The sequence below is a fragment of the Enorma timonensis genome, assembly GCF_000321165.1.
Lineage (GTDB): Bacteria > Actinomycetota > Coriobacteriia > Coriobacteriales > Coriobacteriaceae > Enorma.
Genome location: NZ_CAPF01000077.1, coordinates 13385 through 34173, shown reverse-complemented (window position 1 = coordinate 34173; position 20789 = coordinate 13385). Strand labels below are relative to the sequence as shown.

Genomic DNA, 20789 nt, shown 5'->3' with positions numbered 1-20789 from the left:
CCGTCCCCAATGACTCACCCTCAGACTTCCCGATGACCCGCTTTCGTTTTTCGGCGCCTTGGGCGCATAATGGTTGCGAAAACGAAATGCGTGCGCCTCGCGTCGCGCCGCCGCGCGAGCGGGAAGGGGAGCCGAGCCATGTGGGAAACGGACGACAAGCAGCCGCGCAAGGTTTCCGCGGACGAGCGCCGGGTCATGATCGTCGACGAGGTGAACAGCCGCACCTCGATCCATGTCTCGGACATCTGCGAGCACTTCGGCATCTCGGAGGTCACGGCGCGCAGCGACCTCGACAAGCTCGAGCGTGCCGGCAAGCTCCGGCGCACGCACGGAGGCGCGGTCTCCATCACGCGCACCATCACCATCTCCTATCCCGACCAGCGCATGAACCTCAACGTCGACGCGAAGCGCAAGGTCGCCGAGTGCGCCGCCGACCTCGTGATGAACGGCGATTCGCTCTTCGTGGACTCCGGCACCACGACGCTCGAGTTCGTGCGCCTGCTCGGCAGCAAGCACAACATCACCATCGTGACGAACGACCTCTCCATCGCGACCTTCGCCGACTCGAATCTGCCCCACGCCGACGTGGTCCTGCTGGGCGGCGCGCTGCGCAAGAACCACCGCTATATCACGGGGTCCATCGCGAACGACATTCTCTCCCGCCTTTACGTGGACAAGGCGTTCATGGGAACGGATTCGTTCGACGTGCAGCAGGGCTTCGCGACGGAGTTCACGGGCAACGCCGAGATCAAGCGCGGCATGCTCGCCCATTCGAATCGCCATATCGTGCTCATGGACACATCGAAGCTGCGCCGGCCGAGCTTCATCTCGTTCGCGAGCCTCGCGGATTTCGATGTCATCGTGATGGACGAGGATCCCGACGACATCATGGCCCAGGCGGTCGCGGCGTCGCGGTCGCATGCGCAGCTCGTGCTCGCGGACGAGGCGGGCAAAGGCATGCTCGGCGCCGGTGAGGAGCTCATCGGCGGCCCGCGCGACCACCCCGGCGGCCGGCAGTGGATGGCGCACATCGAATCGAGCGTGTAGCCTGGCCGGAGCGGTTGTTTAGCGGAGTGCTGTGCGGAAAACCGACGCATGGCGCGTCACTGCGGAGCCATCGGAACCCAAAATGAGCGAAACGAACGGTTTACGCGGGGGTGGCCAAGTAGCCGGAAAAGCGGCAGCCTCGCTACCTGCACCTTTGTTGGTGCGCACCCCCGTGCTACTTCCGGGGGTGCCCATAAAACGCTCGTTTCGCGCAGATTGGGTTTGGAGTCCTGTGCATTTCGCCGCGAACGCTGCTCGGCAGGCCGTTGCCGCGGCTCCTCCGGCGCCTCATGCGGGGGAGGTGCCTCAACAAGGGAATCAAAAGCGGGCGCGCCGGAGCTCGAAAACCCCGGCGCGCCCGCCCGTTACCAAAGCCTGTCCCTAAATGTAGCAAAAGGTAACGCTTTGAACCCGTCCCTAAATGACCTACTCGGGCTGGTGGCCGAGGTAGGCGAGGATACCGCCGTCGACGTAGAGGATGTGGCCGTTCACGAAGTCGGACGCCGGCGACGCGAGGAACACGACCGGCCCCATGAGGTCCTCGACGGTGCCCCAGCGCTCGGCCGGGGTCTTGGAGACGATGAACGCGTCGAACGGCGAGCGCGAGCCGTCGGGCAGCGGCTCGCGCAGCGGCGCGGTCTGCTCGGTGGCGATGTAGCCCGGCCCGATGCCGTTGCACTGGATGTTGTACTTGCCGTACTCGGAGGCGATGTTGCGCGTGAGCATCTTGAGGCCGCCCTTGCTCGCGGCGTAGGCGCTCACGGTCTCGCGTCCGAGCTCGCTCATCATGGAGCACACGTTGATGATCTTGCCGCCACCGCGCTCCATCATGCTCGGGAGCACGAGCTTCGACATGATGAACGCGGCGGTGAGGTCCGTGTCGATGATGCGACGGAAGTCCGCGGTGTCCATCTCGTGCATGGGCAGGCGCTTGATCACGGCGGCGTTGTTCACGAGGATGTCCACCGGGCCGAGGGTCTTTGCGATGTCGGCGAGCATGTCGCGCATCTGGTCCTCGTTCGTGACGTCGCCCACGTAGCCGGCGACCTCGACCCCCGCCTCGCGATACGCGGCGACGGCGGCGTCGCGGCGCTCGGCCGTGCGGCAGTTGAAGGCCACCTTCGCACCCGCCTTCGCGAGCGCGACCGCGATGCCGAAGCCGATGCCGTGCGAAGCGCCCGTGACCAGCGCGACCTTGCCGTCGATCCTGAACTGTTCCATTGCGCGTTCCCTTCCTGTCCGCAACCGTTTTTCACCGTTTACCGTAGCAAATCGCCTATATCGAAGATAAACGAAGAAATATTATGGTGTGAACGTCAATTACTTTGAGTAAAATACAAAAACGTAAATTACTGTAAGACTATTTTCCTTCGCATCATAGAGGTCGCTATCTAAAAAAATAGGCTATTACCTGCGAAAACAATACGACAGTCGGCGGGCGGGAATCAAGGGCTTTTCAATTTACGTGAAATGAGATACCGTTTACGTTCGAAATGCCAACGTTCGCCGACGCGCACCTTTCGCGCTCCGCGCAATCGTCGTATTACAGGTATGTAAAAACCGGCGGCATGGGCCTCCGGATTGACGAAGGGAGACATATGGAACTGAGCGAGGTCTTGCACGAGGACATCATCAGCCTGGATGTGAAGGGCACGACGAAGGATGAGGTCCTGCACGAGCTGGCGCAGCTTCTTCTCGACGGCGGCTACATCTCCGATATCGATCAATTCGTGAAGGACATCTACGTCCGCGAGTCCATGGGCATCACCGGTGCCGGCAACCACGTCGCCATCCCGCACGGCAAGAGCGGCGCCGTCCTGCAGAACACCATCGCCATCGGCCGCTCCGACCACATGGTGGAGTGGGAGAGCTACGACGACGAGCCGGTCAACCTGTTCTTCCTGTTCTGCGTCTCGAACGACAAGGGCTTCGAGCAGACCCATCTGCGCCTGCTCGCCCAGCTCGCCGGCAAGATCGGCAGCGACGCGCTCGTCGAGAAGCTGCAGCACGCCGAGACCCCGGCGGACATCATTTCGATTCTTACGGCTGAGTAGGGGAGCTCGCCGCGAGATAGGGTGCGCGGATGAGCCGCGCACCGAGGAGGGGAAAGACCCCAACGGAGTTTGAAGAGGAGGGAACCATGAAGATCGTTGGCGTTACCGCCTGCACCGCTGGCATCGCGCACACCTACATCGTCGCCCAGAAGATCAAGGACGCCGCTGAGGCTGCCGGCCACGAGTGCAAGATCGAGACGCAGGGCTCCATCGGCGCGGACAACGTCCTCACGCCCGAGGAGATCGAGGCCGCGGATGTCGTGATCATCGCTCACGACATCGAGGTGCCGAAGGATCGCTTCAAGGGCAAGCGCGTTGTCGATATCCCGATCAGCACCGCGATGAAGAACCCGAAGAGCCTCATCGCGACCATCGAGAAGAAGCTGGCCCAGTAGGCCGCTTCACCCATCAAACGGTATTCCGAGCCAAATGGCTCAAGCGGGGGAACCCGCATAGAACAAGAAAGGAGGGAGTTCCATGGCACAGATTAAGAAGGTCGGCGTTATGCAGACGGTCATGACGGGCATCTCCTACATGATTCCCATGGTCGTTGCCGGCGGTATCCTCGGAGCTCTCGCGAAGGGCTTCGGCGGCTACCTGGTCGGCGACTTCTACGCCGAGGTCTCCGGTTCCTGGGCCACGCCGTTCTCCGGCATGGAGCCCTTCACCTGGGGCGGCTTCTGGTGGGGCGTCAACATGCTCTCCAGCTATGCCATGAACTTCGCCGTCGCGATCCTGTGCGCCTACATGGCCTACGCCATCGCTGAGCGCCCCGGCATCGTCCCCGGCTTCATCATCGGCTACGTCTGCACCATGTCCAAGGCCGGCTTCCTGGGCGGCCTGCTCATGGGCTTCGTCATCGGCTACTTCCTGCTCTGGATGAAGACCTGGAAGCTCCCCAAGTGGGGCCAGGGGCTCATGCCGGTGCTCATCATGCCGGTGCTTACCACCTTCGTGTGCGGCATGCTGTTCCTCTGCGTGTTCATGCAGCCGCTCGCCTGGATCATGGATGTCTTCCAGAACTGGATCATCTCGCTCAACGGCGGCTCCAAGGCCATCATCGGTGCCGTCATCGGCGCCTGCATGGGCTTCGACATGGGCGGCCCCATCAACAAGACCGCTTCCATGGCCGCGAACGCCCTCGGCGCGGACGGCATCTACGGTCCTATGTCCGCTAAGATCATCGGCGGCATGACGCCCCCGATCGGTGCCTTCGTTGCGTCGCTCGTCGCGCGCAACAAGTTCACCACCACCGAGCGCGACACCGCCATCACCGCCTTCCCCATGGGCCTGTGCTTCATCACCGAGGGCGTGCTGCCCTTCGCCGCTGCTGACCCCGTGCGCTTCATCCCCGCTTCCATGATCGGTTCCGGCCTCGCCGGCGCCATCGCGGTCGGCATGGGCGTCGAGTCCGTGGCTGGCCACGGCGGCATCTTCGTCTTCCCCGCGATGGTGAATCCGGTCTGGGCCGTCGTGGCCCTGGTCGCCGGCTCGCTCGCGACCGGCATCATCTACGCCATCATCAAGCAGAAGCCGACTGAGGCCGAGGAAGAAGAGGAAGAGATCGTCGAGATGGACATCGACTTCTAAGTCGTCCTCGTTCGAGCCAGGCGGCGCCCGTCGCCTGGCTCTTCTGGGTTTGCTGAGGGAAACAAGGTCTGAAAGAGGTTAGAAGCAATGCTCGTTACGATGAAGGCCATCCTTGATCACGCCAATGAGCACAACTATGGCGTCATGGCCGTCAACAGCGTCAACATGGAGATGGTGCGTGCCGTCATCACCGCCGCGGAGGAGGAGCGCTCCCCGATCATCGTCCAGATGGGCGTGGGCCAGATGTCCAAGCTCGCCCACATGGAGGATATCGTGCCGCTCGTGAAGGTCATCGCCGAGCGCGCGACCGTGCCCGTGGCCCTGAACCTCGATCATGGCGGGAAGCTCGAGGACGAGATCCGCGCCATGCAGGCCGGGTTCACGAACGTCATGATCGACGCCTCGTCGCTGCCCTATGAGGAGAACGTCGCCCGCACCAAGACCGTCGTGGCGCTCGCCCATGGCATGGGCATCTCCGTCGAGGCCGAGCTCGGCCACGTGGGCCAGGCGGCGGACGGCGACGGCCGCACGGACGACATGTACACCAACGTGGAGCAGGCCGTGAAGTTCGTCGAGGAGACGGGCGTGGACGCCCTTGCGGTGGCCATCGGCACCGCCCACGGCAAGTATCCCGAGGGCTTCGTCCCGAAGCTCGACTTCGAGCGCCTGGCCGAGCTCAAGGCCGCGCTCAAGATGCCGCTCGTGCTGCATGGCGGTTCCGGCTCCGGCGAGGAGAACCTCAAGAAGGCCGTCGCCGGCGGCATCAACAAGATCAACGTCGCTACCGACGCGTTCGCAGCCGCGAAGGCCGCGGTGCTCGCCAAGCTCGAGGAGGATCCGAAGGCGGATTACCTCACCATGGAGATGGCGGCCGAGGCCGGTGTGAAGCAGTTCGTGAAGGACTACATCCACACCATCGGCTCGAATGACCGCTACACCTTCGAGGACGTCGATAACGGCTCCAAGGAGTAGCAGCATATCGAAGGCGGCTCGCAGTCCCCAGCGAGCCGCCTCCCGGGAGCGGACGAACGGCTGACGAGCGGCTGGGGGGATGGGTTGGTCGGGGACGTGTTCCTTTCAACCCATTCACGCATGCATTCGCGTTCCGTTTGGAAGGCGAATGGGTTGAACGGAACACGTCCCCGACCAACCCATCCCGGCCACGTGAGCCTGCCCGTCCATTCCCGGGAGGCGCAGCGCCTCCAAGACGTGTACCAACGAAGAGAAGGAGATGGATCTCATGAAGATCGCCCTCATCCAGGAATTCTCGCAGGCGTCGAAGAACGACATCATCTTGGGCCAGCTCAAGAAGGTCGTCGAGCCCATGGGCCACACCGTCTACAACACCGGCATGCAGCAGGTCGATAACCCCAACGACCTCCCGACCGACTACACCGAGGAGAACCCGCGCCTCACCTACCTGCACATCGGCATCCAGGCCGCGCTGCTCCTCAACTCCAAGGCCGTCGACTTCGTGGTCACCGGCTGCGGCACCGGCCAGGGCGCGCTCATGAGCTGCAACATGTACCCCGGCGTCGTGTGCGGCTACTGCATCGAGCCCACGGACGCCTACCTCTTCCTGCAGATCAACGACGGCAACGCCCTCTCCATCCCCTACGCCAAGGGCTTTGGCTGGGGTGCTGAGCTCAACCTCGAGAACATCTTCACCCGCGCGTTCGGCTCGCCGAAGGGCATGGGCTACCCGGCGGACCGCAAGGAGTCCCAGAACAAGAACGTTCGCCTGCTCGACGACGTGAAGAAGCGCGTCGCCAAGCCGCTGCCCGAGATCATCCGCGCCCTCGACCCCGAGATGGTCAAGACCGCCCTCACCCCGGCCTTCCTGGATTGCTTCTACGCCAACTGCCAGGACGCCGAGCTCGAGGCGCTCGTGCGCGAGTTCGCCGCGTAACGCGCCGCGTTCGCGAGAAGGTCGAATGGTTTCGGAGGGCGCTTCCACTGGGCGGCGCCCTCCGTTTTGAACGTGAGGCACGAACGTGAGCTACGGGGACGCGCGCGTCGCCCCAGGGTATCGCCCCGGCGGCGGATGCGGGGGCGCGCCCGTCCCGGTGGCTCATGAAGGAGGTTCGCGATGACCGGATTCACAACGCAATGCTTGCCGAGATACACGGTGGGGACGGAGGCGTATGCAGCGGTCCCCCAGGTGATCGGCGCCGCGAACGCGGTGGTCGTGGGCGGCGAGCGCGCCATGGCCGCCGGCCTCGGGTGGCTCGAGCGCGCGGTCGAGGGCACGGACGTGCGTATCACGGGCTCGTTCTGGTTCGGCGGCGAGGCGACGTACGCGCAGGTTGACCGCTTGGCGGCCGAGCCCGCGGTGCAGGCGGCGGACGCCATCTTCGCCATGGGCGGCGGCAAGGCCGTCGACACGTGCAAGATCCTCGCGCACCGCCTGGGCAAGCCGCTCTACACGTTCCCCACCATCGCCTCGAACTGCTCGCCCGTGAGCTGCATCTCCATCATGTACAACGACGATGGCAGCTTCCTCGAGATCGTGCAGCTCCACGTGCCGCCCGCGCACTGCTTCATCGATACGCAGATCATCGCCGAGGCGCCTGAGGTGTACCTCTGGGCGGGCATCGGCGACACCATCGCCAAGTACCATGAGGTCACGTTCTCCATGCGCGGCGACAGCCCCGCGTACGCGCCAGTGCTCGGCCAGGCCATCTCGTGCATGTGTGCAGGCCCGCTCCTCGCCCACGCCGCGGCCGCGCTCGCCGATTGCGCCGCCAACCGCGTGAGCGCCGACCTGGAGCACGCGGCGCTCAACATCATCGTGAGCACCGGGCTCGTGTCCGGCCTCGTGGGCGTCGACTACAACAGCGCGCTCGCCCACGCGCTCTTCTACGGCCTCACGACGATCCCCTCCGTGGAGCGCGACCACCTGCACGGCGAGGTCGTCTCCTACGGCGTGCTCGTACAGCTCGCCATGGACGGGCAGGACGAGGCCTTGCAGGAGCTGCTGCGCACGTACCGTGCGCTCGGCCTGCCCACGCGCCTGGCGGATCTCGGCCTCACGCTCGAGGACGACTTCACCGGGGTACTCGCCGCCACGGAGGTCAACCAGGAGCTCGAGCACGTGCCGTACCCGGTCACGCGCGAGCGCATCTGGGACGCCATCGTGAAGCTCGAAGCGGTCTCGGATGCGTGCGACGTGCCCGCCGCGCCCGCGCCGCAGGTGCCGCGCGACTAGGCGAGAGAGGGGAGCAGGCGCCGGGTGAGCGCGTCCGGCCTGCCCCGATGTGGAAGGGAGCGCCCGTGCAGGTTTCCGAGTACATCCAGATCGTGTGCGTCATCATCGGCCTCGCCCTCATCACCTGGGTGAAGATGTCGTACACCCGCCGCGTGGGCGCCCCGCGCTCGACGGAGCCCTACAGCAGGCAGGAGAACCTCGCGCGCACCCTCGGCATCGCCTTCGTGGCGGTGGCGCTCGTCCTCGTGTTCATCCCCTTCGGCTGAGGGGGTTGGTTGGGGACGTGTTCCTTTCAACCCATTCGCGCATGCATGGAACACGACGACGAGCCGAATGGGTTGAAAGGAACACGTCCCCAACCAACCCATCTAAAGAAAGGAGCCAGCTCATGGCCTACATCGACTTCGATTCGTCCCGGCCGCTCGACATCGTGCTGCTCGGCCGCGTGGCCATCGACTTCAACCCCGCGTACTCCGACGTCGTGAAGGAGGAGTTCAAGCCGCTCAAGGACGTCCACTACTTCGAGAAGTACGTGGGCGGCTCCCCGGCGAACATCGCGGTGGGCGTGACGCACCACGGTCTCAAGGCGGGCTTCATCGCCAAGGTCTCCGACGACCAGTTCGGCGATTTCGTGACCGAGTACTTCGAGCGCGAGGGCATCGACACGAGCCACATCACCCGCTGCACGGGCGGCGAGAAGCTCGGCCTCACGTTCACCGAGATGCTGAGCCCCAGCGAGTCGAGCATCCTCATGTACCGCAACGCCATCGCGGACCTGCAGCTTTCGGTGGACGACGTGGACGCGGACTACATCGCCTCGGCCAAGTGCATCCTCATCTCCGGCACGGCGCTCGCCGAGAGCCCGAGCCGCGAGGCCGCCCTCAAGGCCGCGATGCTCGCGCGCCAGGTGGGCACGCCGCTCATCTTCGACATCGACTACCGCGCCTACAACTGGAAGAACGCGGACGAGATCTCCATCTACTACTCCGCCCTCGCCGGCCAGGCCGACATCATCATGGGCTCGCGCGAGGAGTTCGACCTCACCGAGCGCCTCATCAAGCCCGGCATGTCCGACGAGGAGAGCGCCGCCTACTGGCAGGGGAAGCATGCCAAGATCGTGGTCATCAAGCACGGCATGCAGGGCTCGACCGCCTATTGCGACGACGGCGAGAAGTTCTCCATCAAGCCGTTCCCCGTCACGGCGCGCAAGGGCTTCGGCGGCGGCGACGGCTACGGCTCGGGCTTCATCTACGGCCTCTTCCAGGGCTGGGACATCCTGCGCTGCCTGGAGTTCGGCTCGGCCGAGGCGTCCATGATGGTGCGCGCGAACAACTGCTCCGACGCGCTGCCCGGCCCCGCCGAGGTCGAGGCGTTCATCGCCGAGGAGAAGGCGCAGTTCGGCGAGATGGTGGCGCGTGCATGAGGCCCCTGCTCGTGATGGCGCCCGACGGCGCCGCGGTTGACTGGCGCCGCACGGCGCTCCGCCTGGCGATGTACCTCGCCGGCGTGGTGGTGCTCGCCCTCGGCATGGTCGTGCAGACCGAGTCCGGCCTGGGCGTGGCCTCGCTCACCTGCTTCGCGCAGGTCCTGGCCGATATCACGGGCATGACGCTCGGCTTCATGATCACGGCGAGCTACTGCACCTACATCGTGGCGCAGGCGCTCATCCTGCGCCGCCAGTTCCAGCCGCGCATCCTGCTCGAGGTCTTCTTCTCGGCGGTCATCGGCATCTTCACGGACTTCTTCATGGCGGTCATGCCCTTCCACCCGGTGGGGCTGCCCGCGCAGGTGGCCACGATGGTGGCGTCGCTCGCGCTTGTGGCGTTCGGCGTGAGCCTCGTGGTGAACATGGGCGTCGTGCCCAACGCGCCGGACGGCCTCGTGCAGGTGGTCGCGGAGCGGCTGCGCCGGCGCTTCGGCGACGTGAAGGTGGTCTTCGATACGAGCCACGTGGTGGTGGCGCTCGTCCTCTCGTGGACGGTGCTCCATACCATCGACGCGTTCGGCATCACCACCATCATCGCGGCGCTGTTCCTGGGGAAGTTCATCAACGTCATGAACCGCCTCTTCGCGGAGCGGTTCCAGCGCGCGGCGTTCGGCTCCGCCCGGGGCGCCGCGGCGGCGGAATAGACGGGAGGCAGGCATGGATATCCTCATCGGCGCGATCGTCGTCGTGTTCGTGCTCATCATGGGCTTTCGGGCGTTCACGGGCTACAGCTCGTACAAGGGTACGCTCTACCAGCAGCTCTTCAGCAGCTACCTCGAGTACTTCTGGCGCATGAGCATGCAGCGCGACCTGTCGAGGTCGAACTACCTGCAGGAGCGCATCGGGCCGCACCGCATCGTGTACAACGCCTACCGCGACGGCCAGGGGCGCATCGCCGCGACGTTCGCGACGGTGTTCTCCACGCGCGGGCACGCGGCCATCTGCGCGGTCGCGACGTCGGGCGCGATGGCCGGCAAGGACACCGGCAGCTGGACGGTCGAGCGCGACGGCAAGCGCTATGCCCTGCCCTCGCCCGTGACCTACGTGCGCCGCCAGAAGAAGCTGCTCGACGGCTTTTTGAAGGGCGCGCCCGTGGAGTACATCATCGCGTTCAACGCGGGCACGGACACGAGCGGCGTCGCGTGCTCCTACACCGTGCTCACGGTCGATGCGCTTGTGGACCATCTGGCCGAGAAGCCCGAGGGCGCGGTGTCCGAGGCAGATATGATGAAGGCATTCGAGACGTTCAAGGAGATGGCTGCCCATGCCCAGTAAGACGATCTATCCCGTTACCACGCCTGCGACCCGCGCACTGCCGCAGGTGGAGCTCGCGGGGAAGTGCGACAGCTACGTGCTGCGCAACGGGGTCGAAGTGCCGTGCCTGGGGTTCGGCACGTACATGATCCCCAACGACGAGGAGGGCGCCGCCGCGGTGCGCACGGCGCTTGAGTTGGGGTTCCGTCACATCGACGGCGCGGCGAACTACAACAACGAGGACATGGTGGGCCGCGTGCTCGCCGAGAGCGGCATCCCGCGCAACGAGGTGTTCCTCACGAGCAAGCTCAAGAACACCGAGCAGGGCTATGAGAAGACGCTCGCCGCCTTCGACCGCACCCTCTCCGACCTGGGCACCGACTACCTCGACCTCTACCTCATCCACTGGCCGAAGGTCGCCGGCACCGAGGACCGCTGGGAGGAGATCATCGCCGAGACCTGGCGCGCCTTCGAGGAGCTCTACGAGGCGGGCCGCGTGCGCGCGATCGGCGTGTCGAACTTCCTCGTGCACCATCTGGAGACGCTCGAGCGCCACGCGCGCATCATGCCCATGGTGGACCAGATCGAGCTCAACCCCACCTACCAGCAGCGCGAGACGGTCGCCTGGTGCGAGGAGCGCGGCATCCAGCTCGAGGCGTGGGCGCCGCTGGGCCGCGGCCGCCTCATGCGCGACGAGCACGTGATCGCCCTCGCGGAGCGCCTGGGCAAGGACGCGGGCCAGGTGTGCGTGCGCTGGGCGCTGCAGAAGGGCTTCATCACCATGCCGAAGTCCACGAAGCCCGCGCGCATCAAGTCGAACAGCGAGGTCTTCGACCTCGAGCTCTCGGCCGAGGACATGGCGTTGCTCGATAGCTATGACACGGACGACAACTACACGTTCCACCCCGACCGCCTGGCCGAGTGGGCGGAGCGCGTGGCCGCCGCCCACCGCGAGAGCGGCGTCTGAGTCATTGGGGACGGGTTCAATTGACTCACCGAGTCATTGGGGACGGGTTCGATTGACTCATCCGGCCGCCCCGGGGCAGGCGGACCGCCCCGACCGAAGCTGCGCCCGCACCCCGTGCGGGAAAAGGATAGAAAGGAAGACACCGTGGACACGCTGAGCTACGCGACGTTGGAGAAGATCGGGTACGAGGGGTACGTGCTGCCGAAGGACGCGCCCGAGAAGGTGCTGCAGTTCGGCGAGGGCAACTTTCTGCGCGCGTTCGTCGACCGCTACTTCGACCTCGCGAACGAGGCGACGGGCTGGAACGGCAAGATCGTCATGGTGCAGCCCATCGACGGCGCCTATGGCTTCGCCGACGGCATCAACGACCAGGATTGCCTCTACACCGTGCTCATGCGCGGCAAGCAGGACGGCGTCGAGATGGACGAGGCGCGCCTCGTGTCGAGCTGCAGCCGCTGCATCAATCCGTACCGCCCGGACGACTACCGCGCCCTGATGGAGGTCGCCGTCTCGGACGACCTCGAGATCATCGTCTCGAACACCACCGAGGCGGGCATCGCCTACGACCCCTCCTGCCAGCCCACGGACGAGCCGCCGGCGAGCTTCCCGGCGAAGCTCGCGCAGGTGCTGCACGCGCGCTGGGCGGCGGGCAAGCCGGGCGTGATCGTGCTTTCCTGCGAGCTCATCGACAACAACGGCGCCGAGCTGCTGCGCATCGTGCGCCAGCACGTGGCCGACTGGGGCTGGGAGGACGCCTTCGACGCCTGGCTCACCCAGGATTGCACGTTCTGCACGACGCTCGTTGACACCATCGTCCCCGGGCGCATCCGCGATGCGGCCGAGGCCGCGCAGGTGGCCGAGCGCCTGGGCTACGACGACCCGTTCCTCGCCGTGCGCGAGCCCTTCCAGATGTGGGGCATCCAGGGCGACGACGCGCTCGCCCAGAAGCTGCCGTTCATCCAGGCCGAGCTGCCCGGCGCGTTCGTGATGCCGGACGTGACGCCCTACAAGAAGCGCAAGGTCCGCATCCTGAACGGCGCGCACACCGGTTTCGTGCCGGGCGCGTGGCTCGCGGGCTTCGACATCGTGCGCGACTGCATGCACGACGACGTGGTGCGCGGCTTCATGAACCGGCTGCTCGAGCAGGAGGTCATCCCCACGCTCTCGGCCGAGCTCGACGAGGCCGACCTGCGCGCCTTCGCCGCGGCCGTCCAGGACCGCTTCGACAACCCGTTCATCGACCACCAGCTGCTCTCCATCTGCCTGAACTCGACCGCGAAGTGGCGCGCGCGCGACCTGCCCACGCTGCTCGACTACGTGGAGAAGACCGGTGAGCTGCCGCGTTGCCTCACCGTGAGCCTCGCCGCGCTCATCGCGTTCTACACCACCGGCTTCGAGGGCCGCGACGACGACGGCCTGCACCTGCGCCGCGCGGACGGCACCGCGTACACCGCGCAGGACGATGCCTGGGTGCTCGACTTCTACGCCGAGCGCGCGGGCATGGCGGACGGCGAGCTCGTGGGCGAGGTGCTCGGCTGCGAGCAGATGTGGGGCCAGGACCTGCGCGCGGTCGCCGGGCTCGAGGAGGCGGTCGCCGCCGCGCTCGCGACCATCCGCGCCGACGGCGCGAAGGCTGCGTTCGCATCCGCCCAGTAGCCCGTGCAAAATAACCCCAGGGGGTTTGTTACATCGAGAGTGAGGTCTCCATGCAGGCGATCGTTCGCATCAACCCGAAGGACAACGTGGTCGTGGTGCTGCGCCCGCTCGCGGCGGGCGAGGTGCTCGACGTCGAGGACTCGGGCGCGGTGACGGTTGCCGAGGAGATCCCACAGGGCCACAAGATGGCCGTGCGCGCGCTCGCCGCCGGCGACGACGTGGTGAAGTACGGCCTGCCCATCGGCCACGCGACCTGCGATATCGCGCCGGGCGAGCACGTGCACACAGAGCGCATGACGACGAACCTCTCCGGCGAGGTCGCCTACGCCTACGAGCCCGCCGTGCGCGACCTCGAGCCGGTCGAGCCCGAGACCATGCGGGCCTTCCGCCGCCCGGACGGCCGCGTGGGCATCCGCAACGAGGTATGGATCCTGCCCACGGTGGGCTGCGTGAACGAGGTGGCCGCGGCGCTCGCCGCCGATGCGGCCGACCTCGTGCACGGCTCCGTGGACGGCGTCGTGGCCTTTGCGCACCCCTTCGGCTGCAGCCAGACGGGCGCGGACCACGCCCAGACGCGCAAGCTCCTGGCCGCGCTCGCGCACCATCCCAACGCGGGCGGCGTGCTCGTGCTGGGGCTCGGCTGCGAGAACCTCACGCACGAGCAGTTCGTGGCGGAGCTGGGCGACTACGACCCGGCGCGCGTGCGCTTCCTGACCTGCCAGGACGTGGAGGATGAGATGGCCGCCGGCCGCGCGATCCTGGGCGAGCTCATCGGCTACGCCGCGGGCTTCACGCGCGAGCCCGTGCCCGTGAGCGAGCTCGTCATCGGCATGAAGTGCGGCGGCTCGGACGGCCTTTCCGGCATCACGGCGAACCCGGTGATCGGCCGCGTGTCCGATATGCTCGTCGCGCGCGGCGGCACCTCCATCCTCACCGAGGTGCCCGAGATGTTCGGCGCGGAGGACATCCTGCTTTCGCGCTGCCGCACGCGCGCGGTGTTCGACGAGGCGGCGGCGATGCTCAACGGCTTCAAGGACTACTTCATCCGCCACGGCGAGGTGGTGTACGAGAACCCGAGCCCCGGTAACAAGGCGGGCGGCATCACCACGCTCGAGGACAAGAGCTGCGGTTGCGTGCAGAAGGGCGGCGCCGCGCCCATCGACGGCGTGCTCGGCTACGGTGACCGCGTGCGCACGCGCGGGCTGAACCTTTTGTGCGGCCCGGGCAACGACCTCGTCTCCGCGACGGCGCTCGCCGCGGCGGGCGCGAACATCGTGCTCTTCTCTACGGGGCGCGGCACGCCGTTCGGCAGCGCCGTCCCCACGTGCAAGGTGTTCACGAACACGGCGCTCGCGCAGCGCAAGCCCGGCTGGATGGATTTCAACGCCGGCGTGGTGGCCGACGGCGAGCGCTCGATCGACGAGGCGGCCTCCGACCTGTTCCGTCGCGTGATCGCCTTCGCCGAGGGCGAGCGGACCGTGAGCGAGCGGCGCGGCTACCGCGGGATCGCCATCTGGAAGGACGGCGTCACGCTCTAGCGGGGGAGGGTGGCCGGCGCAGGCGCACGGTGCGCGGCTGTCCGGCGCATCTCCCACCCGCTACCAGAGCCTGTCCCCGAATGTAGCAAAAAGTAACGTTTTGAACCCGTCCCTTTATGACGCACGAGGAAGGAAGATCGCATGGCAAAGACATTCGACGCGAGCGTTCCCACCATCACGCTGAACGATGGCAGCCAGATCCCGCAGGCGGGGTTCGGCACGTTCAAGATCGACCCGGCCGACACGCAGCGCGCGGTGGAGGAGGCGCTCGAGATCGGGTACCGAAACATCGACACGGCCTCCGCCTATGCCAACGAGGCCGGCGTGGGCGCGGCGCTCCGCGCGACGGGCATGGTCGATAGCGTCTACACCGTGACGAAGCTCCGCAACGCCGACCAGGGCTACGACAACGCCCTGCGCGCCTGCGAGACGTCGCTTAAGGACCTCGGCCTCGACCGCATCGACCTCTACCTCATCCACTGGCCCGTGCCCACGCAGGACCGCTACGTGGAGACGTGGCGCGCCATGCGAAAGCTCGTCGAGGAGGGGCTCGTGGGATCGATTGGCGTGTGCAACTTCCTGCCCGACCACCTGCGCCGCCTCGTCGACGAGACGGGCGTGGTGCCCGCGGTGAACCAGGTGGAGTCGCACCCGGCGTTCTGGCGCCCCGAGCTCGACGCGCTCTGCCGCGAGCTCGGCGTGGTGGTGGAAGCGTACTCGCCGCTCGGGCGCGGCAGCGACATCGAGAGCGAGCCCGCGCGCGCCGCGGCCGCCGCGCACGGTGTGACCTGCGCGCAGGCGGTGCTGCACTGGCACATCCAGAAGAGCCATGTCATCATCCCGAAGTCGACGCACGCCGAGCGCATGCGCGAGAACCTCGACGTGTTCGGCTTCGAGCTCACCGATGCCGAGATGGCGGCCTTCGACGCGCTCGACTGCCCGGAGGGCCAGATCAGCGGCGACCCCAACACGTTCGACCGCCCGCAGACGCTCGAGGACATGATGGCGCGCGGGAACGTGAAGTAGAGCGCGCGGGTATACTGGGGTGCATCAATAGGGGTGCGTGCTGCCGGGCGCTGGACGTGTTTCGGCATGGCGCGCGCCGCTCGCGAAAGGGGAAGAGCATGGCACATACCGACTGCGCGTATTGCATGATTGGCGAGAACGACGAGCTGGTGGGGGCGTTCGGCATTCCCGTGTGCGACCTCCCGGCGAGCCGCCTCATCCTCTTCAAGGAGCAGAGCCATCCCGGCCGCTGCATCGTCGCGTCGAAGCGGCATGTCGACGACATCAGCGACCTCACGGAGGAGGAGTCTGCGGCGTTCATGGCGGACGTCCGCCATGTCGCGGCGGCGCTGCACAAGGCCTTCTCGCCGGATAAGATCAATTTCGGCGCGTACGGCGATACGATGCACCACCTGCATTTCCACCTGGTGCCCAAGTACGCGAGCGATTCCTTCGAGTTCGGCGATGTGTTCGCCATGAACCCCGGCCGCGTGACGCTCACGGACGGGGAGTACGCGGAGCTCGCGAAGAAGATCGTGGATGCGCTCTAGCAGATGCCCGCCCCCAGTCCGACCGGGCTGGGGGCAAGGCTCTCCGCCGGGGACTACGCGTACACCTTGCGGTACAGCGCCTGCATGTCCTCGACGATGACGGGCTTGATGGTGTTCGCGGGGCTGCCGCTCGCCTGCGCGTCGGAGGCCATCTTCTCGATCGCCGCGTGGAAGGCGGCGCGTTCGACGCCGAACTCCTCGAGCGTGGGCACCTTGAGCTCGGCGAGCAGCGCGCGGATCGCGGCCATGAGGTCCTCGGCGGCGGTGCGGTCGTCCTCGGAGGTGCTCAGGCCGCAGTAGCGCGCGACCTCGGCGAAGCGGTCGTAGGCGCCGTCGAGCGCGAATTCGAAGCAGGCCTCCATGAGCATGGCGTTCGAAAGGCCGTGCGGCACGTGGAACAGCGCGCCGATGGGCCGCGACATGCCGTGGATGATGGTCACGGACGAGTTGTTGAACGCGATGCCCGCCTCGGTGGCGGCGATGGACATCTGCATGCGCGCCTCGACGTTGCCGGGGTCGTTCACGCACGTGGCGAGGTTCTCGAAGATGCGCTTCGCCGCGGAGAGCGAGAACGTCTGCGAGAGCGGCTGCGCTTTGCGCGACGTGTAGGACTCGATGGCGTGGCAGAGCGCGTCGAGACCCGTGGCGCTCGTGACGCTCGCGGGCGCGGTGAGGGTGAACGCGGGGTCGACGATGGCGACCTCGGGGATGAGCGGCGCGCCGGCGATGAGCATCTTCACGTCGGCCTGCGTGTTCGTGATGATGGTGAATTGCGTGGCCTCGGAGCCCGTGCCCGCCGTGGTGGGGATGGCGACCATGGGGCAGACGGGGCCGGAGAAGCCCTCGCCCAGGAACGAGTCGATGTCGCGGCCGCTCGAGACGCACATCGCGATGGCCTTCATGGTGTCGATGGGTGAACCGCCGCCGAGCGCGATCATGAAGTCGCAGCCCTCCTGCTGGTAGCGCTCGACGCCCGCGGCGACCATCGTGTCGACGGGCTCGGAGTTCACTTCGTCGTAGACGTGGTACGTCACGCCGATGCCGTCGAGCATGTCGGTGACGCGCGCGAGGTTGCCGAGCTTGCCCATCATGGCGTCGGTGACGATGAGCGCGCGCGAGCCGAGGGTCGCGATGAGCGCGGACGCCTCGGCGAGGGCGTCGGGGCCGTAGATGATGTGATGGGGCGTGATGAAGGTGCGCGCGGTGGCTTGTGCCATGAATCCTCCTCGATGATGCGGCGGCCTGGGCGGCCGCTCCTGCGTAACCCGCCGCAACGGGTTTTGATTTCGGACGCTCGTCTCTGGGCTTTCGGAAATCTTCGTTTCCTTGTGCTCAAAAACGTGCATCTAACTGCACTTTCAGTATACAACAGAGCGATGGCTTACGGATAGGACTTTCGAATGAGCCATTGGTGAGTCATTGGGGACGGGTTCAAATGACTCATTGAGTCAATGGGGACGTGCTCGTTTGACTCACTGAGTCATTTGAACCCGTCCCCAATGGCTCGCCCAATGGCTCGCCCGACGGCGCGCGGGGCGTCTCATGTAGAATGGGGGCGACCGAAACGGCAGCGGGGGAAGGGAAATCCCATGGAACAGTACAAGCAGGATTTCATCACGTTCATGGTCGAATCCGACGTGCTCAAGTTCGGCGAGTTCACGCTCAAGAGCGGCCGCACCTCGCCGTTCTTCATGAACGCCGGCGCCTACGTGACGGGCGAGCAGCTCAAGCGCCTCGGCGAGTACTACGCCCGCGCCATCCACGACAACTTCGGCCTCGACTTCGACATCGTGTTCGGGCCGGCCTACAAGGGCATCCCGCTGTCGGTGGTCACGGCCATCGCGCTCTTTGAGCTCTACGGCAAGGAGGTGCGCTACTGCTCCAACCGCAAGGAGGTCAAGGACCACGGCGCGGACGCGGGCAACCTGCTGGGCGCCGAGCTCCACGACGGCGACCGCGTGGTCATGGTCGAGGACGTCACGACCTCCGGCAAGTCCATCGACGAGACCTACCCCATCCTGAAGGCGGCGGCGGACGTCGAGGTCAAGGGCCTCATCGTGAGCCTCAACCGCATGGAGGTGGGCAAGGGCGGCGTCGTGACCGCGCAGCAGGAGATCCAGGAGAAGTACGGCTTCCCCGTGGCGAGTATCGTGGATATGGCCGAGGTCACGGAGGTGCTCTACAACCATGAGATCGACGGCCGCGTGGTCATCGACGACGCGACGAAGGCAGCGCTCGACGCCTACTACGAGCAGTACGGCGTGAAGGCGTAGCCGCGGGCGGCCTTGTGCGCGCCGTTTCCGAACGCTTACCGAAACATGTCACGCCGCGCACGCTTTTGCCGGCGCGTTCGGATAGTATGGAGACATCATGAAGAGAAGCGCGTGCTGCCGCGCTTCACAGCTGCGTTGGGAGGAACCGATGAAGAAGCGCATCCTGCTCGCTCCGGTCGTGGCGATCGCCTGCATGCTCACCCTCGTGCTCGGTGGGTGCGGCGGGGCGTCCGCGGAGGACCTGATCCGCGAGAACCTCGAGAGCTACATGGGCGAGGTCGACGTCGCGGACGAGGCCTTCGTCGAGGGGCTCGAGTCCTCGGCCGGCGAGGACCTCGACCAGCTCGGCATCACGGCTGATGAGTTCGCCGCCGCCTACCTTGACGGCTTCGGGTACGAGATCGGCGACATCACCGTCGACGGCGACACCGCGACGGCCGAGCTCACCATCACCATCAAGTCGTACACCGACATCATGACCACGTTCCAAAACGACTTCTACGACTGGGCGTACAGCGTCGACCCGAACACGCTCTCGAGCCAGGACGAGATCTACAAGCAGGCCGGTCAGATGCTCCTCGACGCGACGAACAGCGCCGAGCCTACTTCCACGACCGTCGAGGTGAACTACACGAAGAACTCCGATGGTGACTGGGAGATGGACTCCAGCTCGGAGATGGAGCTCTCGTCGGTGGTTTTGGCGTAGCGTAGGCAGACGACACGGATACGGCGGCTGCGCGCTGCCGAGACGACACGCGTTGCGCCCCGCCCTGGTGTGGGGCGCTTCGCTATCTGGAGAGTGGGGTGGACTGATGTTTTGCACGAATTGCGGGGCGAACCTGCCGGAGGGAACGCGGTTCTGCACGCGGTGCGGAATGCCCGTCGGGGACGCGGCGGGCGACGGCGCGGGCCAGGGCGGAGCGCCGGTGACGGGCGCCGCACCGATGCCGGAAGCGGCGCCCGCTCCCGCGGCTGCGCAGGTGCCGCCGCAGCCCGCGTCCTGGGCTGCCGGGCAGGCCTCGACCGTCCCGCCCGCCCAGGTGCCGCCGCAGCCCGCGACCACCCCGCCCACCCAGGTTCCGCCGCAGCCCGCGGCCGACGCGCCCGCCCCGCAGCCGCCGAAGAAGCGGGGCGGCAAGGCAAAGGTGGTGGGGATCGTCGTCGGCATCATCGCGCTCGTCGCGATTATCGGCGCGGGCGGGTACCTCGTCTACCAGAACTTCTTCGCCACCGGCCCGGAGGAGGTCATCCGGGAGGACCTCGACGAGCACCTCGCCGCGTACTCGGATCCCTCGACGGGCGACGGCGATCGGCTCCTTTCCGAGGCGGACGACGTGCTCTCCGGCCTCGCGGCCTACCCGTACCCCAGTTCGAGCGCGTACGAGGCGTGGCTCGAGGACACCTCGTACACCGTCGATGACGTCGTGGTCTCCGACGACGGCGCCACGGCGACCGCGACCGCCACGATCACGCACGCCCCGCTCATCTCGTTCATCGAGCACCACGAGGGCGAGGCGGACAACCCCGGCGAGCCCCAGGAGACGACGCTCGAGCTCACGTACACGCGCGACGGCTCCACCTGGAAGGCGGACGGCGATGAGCTGCGGGACGCGGTCTTCGCGGCCTACCTGCCCTCCGACGAGGAGCTCATCGCCTCCGACGTCGACACCTACTTCAAGGCCGATGACGACATGCGCAACGGCTTCATCATGGGGCTCGAGAGCGGCTCGAGCTCGGAGCTCGACCAGCTGGGCATCACGGCCGACGAGTTCGCCGACGCCTATCTTGACGGCTACGCCTACGAGGTGGGCGACGTGACGGTCGACGGCGATACCGCGAGCGTCGAGGTGTCGGTCACCATCAAGTCGTACGCGGACATCATGGCGGCGTTCCAGGACGAGTTCGACGCGTGGGCAGCATCGGTCGACACCACGACCATGACCGAGGACGAGGCTTACCGGCAAGAGGGCGCGATGATGCTCGATGTCATCGCCGCGGCTGAGCCGAAGACCACCGAGGCGACGCTCACGTTCACGCAGGACAGCAGCGGCGTGTGGTGGATGGATTCGAGCTCGGAGCACGCGATCGAGGGCATGCTGGGGTACTAGCGGCCGGGTGCGGCGGTCACGCGGCTGACGGTTCGCCCGGCAGCCCTTTCCG

General features: G+C 66.4%; 21 protein-coding genes. 19 read left to right on the top strand and 2 right to left on the bottom strand.

Annotated features, from left to right (window positions below):
* Window positions 1–138: 138 nt before the first annotated feature.
* Window positions 139–1047: a DeoR/GlpR family DNA-binding transcription regulator gene (locus BN423_RS08830; RefSeq protein ID WP_019239891.1), complete on the top strand. Its 909-nt coding sequence runs from the start codon at window positions 139–141 to the stop codon at window positions 1045–1047.
* Between the two features lie 426 nt (window positions 1048–1473).
* Here BN423_RS08830 and BN423_RS08825 read toward each other — a convergent pair whose 3' ends face one another.
* The gene (locus BN423_RS08825; RefSeq protein ID WP_019239890.1) at window positions 1474–2268 is read right to left on the bottom strand and encodes a gluconate 5-dehydrogenase; all 795 of its coding nucleotides are present in this window, start codon (window positions 2266–2268) and stop codon (window positions 1474–1476) included.
* 377 nt (window positions 2269–2645) lie between these two features.
* Between BN423_RS08825 and BN423_RS08820 the strand changes: the two genes are divergently transcribed.
* From BN423_RS08820 to BN423_RS08750, 15 genes are all read left to right on the top strand, one after another.
* Complete coding sequence (locus BN423_RS08820) at window positions 2646–3101, top strand: PTS sugar transporter subunit IIA (RefSeq protein ID WP_019239889.1); 456 nt, start codon at window positions 2646–2648, stop codon at window positions 3099–3101.
* A gap of 86 nt (window positions 3102–3187) precedes the next feature.
* On the top strand, window positions 3188–3496 hold the full coding sequence (locus BN423_RS08815) for a PTS fructose transporter subunit IIB (RefSeq protein WP_019239888.1): 309 nt from the start codon (window positions 3188–3190) through the stop codon (window positions 3494–3496).
* Between the two features lie 82 nt (window positions 3497–3578).
* Window positions 3579–4691 carry a PTS fructose transporter subunit IIC gene (locus tag BN423_RS08810; protein ID WP_019239887.1) on the top strand — a complete coding sequence of 371 codons (1113 nt, stop codon included), beginning with the start codon at window positions 3579–3581 and terminating at the stop codon, window positions 4689–4691.
* Window positions 4692–4778: 87 nt separating this feature from the next.
* On the top strand, window positions 4779–5663 hold the full coding sequence (locus BN423_RS08805) for a class II fructose-bisphosphate aldolase (protein WP_019239886.1): 885 nt from the start codon (window positions 4779–4781) through the stop codon (window positions 5661–5663).
* 259 nt (window positions 5664–5922) lie between these two features.
* Complete coding sequence (locus BN423_RS08800; RefSeq protein ID WP_019239885.1) at window positions 5923–6600, top strand: RpiB/LacA/LacB family sugar-phosphate isomerase; 678 nt, start codon at window positions 5923–5925, stop codon at window positions 6598–6600.
* Window positions 6601–6780: 180 nt separating this feature from the next.
* Entirely contained in the window at window positions 6781–7899 is a 1119-nt protein-coding gene (locus BN423_RS08795) for an iron-containing alcohol dehydrogenase family protein (RefSeq protein ID WP_019239884.1), read from the top strand.
* Window positions 7900–7964: 65 nt separating this feature from the next.
* Window positions 7965–8165, top strand: a complete 201-nt coding sequence (locus BN423_RS08790) for a hypothetical protein (protein ID WP_019239883.1) — start codon at window positions 7965–7967, stop codon at window positions 8163–8165.
* Window positions 8166–8287: 122 nt separating this feature from the next.
* Window positions 8288–9322 (top strand): 5-dehydro-2-deoxygluconokinase, encoded by a 1035-nt coding sequence (gene iolC, locus BN423_RS08785; RefSeq protein WP_019239882.1) that lies wholly within the window; start codon window positions 8288–8290, stop codon window positions 9320–9322.
* Window positions 9319–10029, top strand: a complete 711-nt coding sequence (locus BN423_RS08780) for a YczE/YyaS/YitT family protein (protein WP_019239881.1) — start codon at window positions 9319–9321, stop codon at window positions 10027–10029. Before iolC ends, BN423_RS08780 begins: the two co-directional genes overlap by 4 nt.
* A 13-nt stretch (window positions 10030–10042) precedes the next feature.
* The gene (locus tag BN423_RS08775; RefSeq protein WP_019239880.1) at window positions 10043–10660 is read left to right on the top strand and encodes a hypothetical protein; all 618 of its coding nucleotides are present in this window, start codon (window positions 10043–10045) and stop codon (window positions 10658–10660) included.
* A complete protein-coding gene (locus BN423_RS08770) occupies window positions 10650–11606 on the top strand; it encodes an aldo/keto reductase (protein WP_019239879.1) in 957 nt (318 codons plus the stop codon). The genes BN423_RS08775 and BN423_RS08770 overlap by 11 nt, the downstream gene beginning before the upstream one ends.
* Window positions 11607–11750: 144 nt before the next feature.
* Window positions 11751–13262, top strand: a complete 1512-nt coding sequence (locus BN423_RS08765) for a tagaturonate reductase (RefSeq protein WP_019239878.1) — start codon at window positions 11751–11753, stop codon at window positions 13260–13262.
* 50 nt (window positions 13263–13312) lie between these two features.
* Window positions 13313–14800, top strand: coding sequence for a UxaA family hydrolase (locus BN423_RS08760; protein ID WP_019239877.1), 1488 nt, complete (start codon window positions 13313–13315; stop codon window positions 14798–14800).
* 141 nt (window positions 14801–14941) lie between these two features.
* Window positions 14942–15826, top strand: coding sequence for an aldo/keto reductase (locus BN423_RS08755; RefSeq protein WP_019239876.1), 885 nt, complete (start codon window positions 14942–14944; stop codon window positions 15824–15826).
* 98 nt (window positions 15827–15924) lie between these two features.
* Complete coding sequence (locus BN423_RS08750; protein ID WP_019239875.1) at window positions 15925–16356, top strand: HIT family protein; 432 nt, start codon at window positions 15925–15927, stop codon at window positions 16354–16356.
* Window positions 16357–16409: 53 nt separating this feature from the next.
* On the opposite strand, the gene BN423_RS08745 is transcribed toward BN423_RS08750, so the two are convergent.
* Window positions 16410–17573: an iron-containing alcohol dehydrogenase gene (locus BN423_RS08745; RefSeq protein WP_019239874.1), complete on the bottom strand. Its 1164-nt coding sequence runs from the start codon at window positions 17571–17573 to the stop codon at window positions 16410–16412.
* A gap of 372 nt (window positions 17574–17945) precedes the next feature.
* Between BN423_RS08745 and pyrE the strand changes: the two genes are divergently transcribed.
* From pyrE to BN423_RS11030, 3 genes are all read left to right on the top strand, one after another.
* The gene (gene pyrE / locus BN423_RS08740; RefSeq protein WP_019239873.1) at window positions 17946–18629 is read left to right on the top strand and encodes an orotate phosphoribosyltransferase; all 684 of its coding nucleotides are present in this window, start codon (window positions 17946–17948) and stop codon (window positions 18627–18629) included.
* A 148-nt stretch (window positions 18630–18777) separates the two neighbouring features.
* On the top strand, window positions 18778–19335 hold the full coding sequence (locus BN423_RS08735; protein WP_019239872.1) for a DUF5105 domain-containing protein: 558 nt from the start codon (window positions 18778–18780) through the stop codon (window positions 19333–19335).
* Window positions 19274–20737, top strand: a complete 1464-nt coding sequence (locus BN423_RS11030) for a zinc-ribbon domain-containing protein (RefSeq protein WP_081588358.1) — start codon at window positions 19274–19276, stop codon at window positions 20735–20737. Before BN423_RS08735 ends, BN423_RS11030 begins: the two co-directional genes overlap by 62 nt.
* The last annotated feature ends 52 nt before the right edge of the window (window positions 20738–20789 follow it).

Coding starts and splice junctions, on each gene's coding strand:
- BN423_RS08775 (WP_019239880.1), top strand. CDS start 10,043: ATGGATATCCTCATCGGCGCGATCGTCGTCGTGTTCGTGCTCATCATG.
- BN423_RS08770 (WP_019239879.1), top strand. CDS start 10,650: ATGCCCAGTAAGACGATCTATCCCGTTACCACGCCTGCGACCCGCGCA.
- BN423_RS08815 (WP_019239888.1), top strand. CDS start 3,188: ATGAAGATCGTTGGCGTTACCGCCTGCACCGCTGGCATCGCGCACACC.
- BN423_RS08820 (WP_019239889.1), top strand. CDS start 2,646: ATGGAACTGAGCGAGGTCTTGCACGAGGACATCATCAGCCTGGATGTG.
- BN423_RS08760 (WP_019239877.1), top strand. CDS start 13,313: ATGCAGGCGATCGTTCGCATCAACCCGAAGGACAACGTGGTCGTGGTG.
- BN423_RS08780 (WP_019239881.1), top strand. CDS start 9,319: ATGAGGCCCCTGCTCGTGATGGCGCCCGACGGCGCCGCGGTTGACTGG.
- BN423_RS11030 (WP_081588358.1), top strand. CDS start 19,274: ATGGTGACTGGGAGATGGACTCCAGCTCGGAGATGGAGCTCTCGTCGG.
- BN423_RS08800 (WP_019239885.1), top strand. CDS start 5,923: ATGGATCTCATGAAGATCGCCCTCATCCAGGAATTCTCGCAGGCGTCG.
- BN423_RS08805 (WP_019239886.1), top strand. CDS start 4,779: ATGCTCGTTACGATGAAGGCCATCCTTGATCACGCCAATGAGCACAAC.
- BN423_RS08795 (WP_019239884.1), top strand. CDS start 6,781: ATGACCGGATTCACAACGCAATGCTTGCCGAGATACACGGTGGGGACG.
- BN423_RS08745 (WP_019239874.1), bottom strand. CDS start 17,573: ATGGCACAAGCCACCGCGCGCACCTTCATCACGCCCCATCACATCATC.
- BN423_RS08750 (WP_019239875.1), top strand. CDS start 15,925: ATGGCACATACCGACTGCGCGTATTGCATGATTGGCGAGAACGACGAG.
- iolC (WP_019239882.1), top strand. CDS start 8,288: ATGGCCTACATCGACTTCGATTCGTCCCGGCCGCTCGACATCGTGCTG.
- BN423_RS08755 (WP_019239876.1), top strand. CDS start 14,942: ATGGCAAAGACATTCGACGCGAGCGTTCCCACCATCACGCTGAACGAT.
- BN423_RS08810 (WP_019239887.1), top strand. CDS start 3,579: ATGGCACAGATTAAGAAGGTCGGCGTTATGCAGACGGTCATGACGGGC.
- BN423_RS08735 (WP_019239872.1), top strand. CDS start 18,778: ATGAAGAAGCGCATCCTGCTCGCTCCGGTCGTGGCGATCGCCTGCATG.
- pyrE (WP_019239873.1), top strand. CDS start 17,946: ATGGAACAGTACAAGCAGGATTTCATCACGTTCATGGTCGAATCCGAC.
- BN423_RS08830 (WP_019239891.1), top strand. CDS start 139: ATGTGGGAAACGGACGACAAGCAGCCGCGCAAGGTTTCCGCGGACGAG.
- BN423_RS08825 (WP_019239890.1), bottom strand. CDS start 2,268: ATGGAACAGTTCAGGATCGACGGCAAGGTCGCGCTGGTCACGGGCGCT.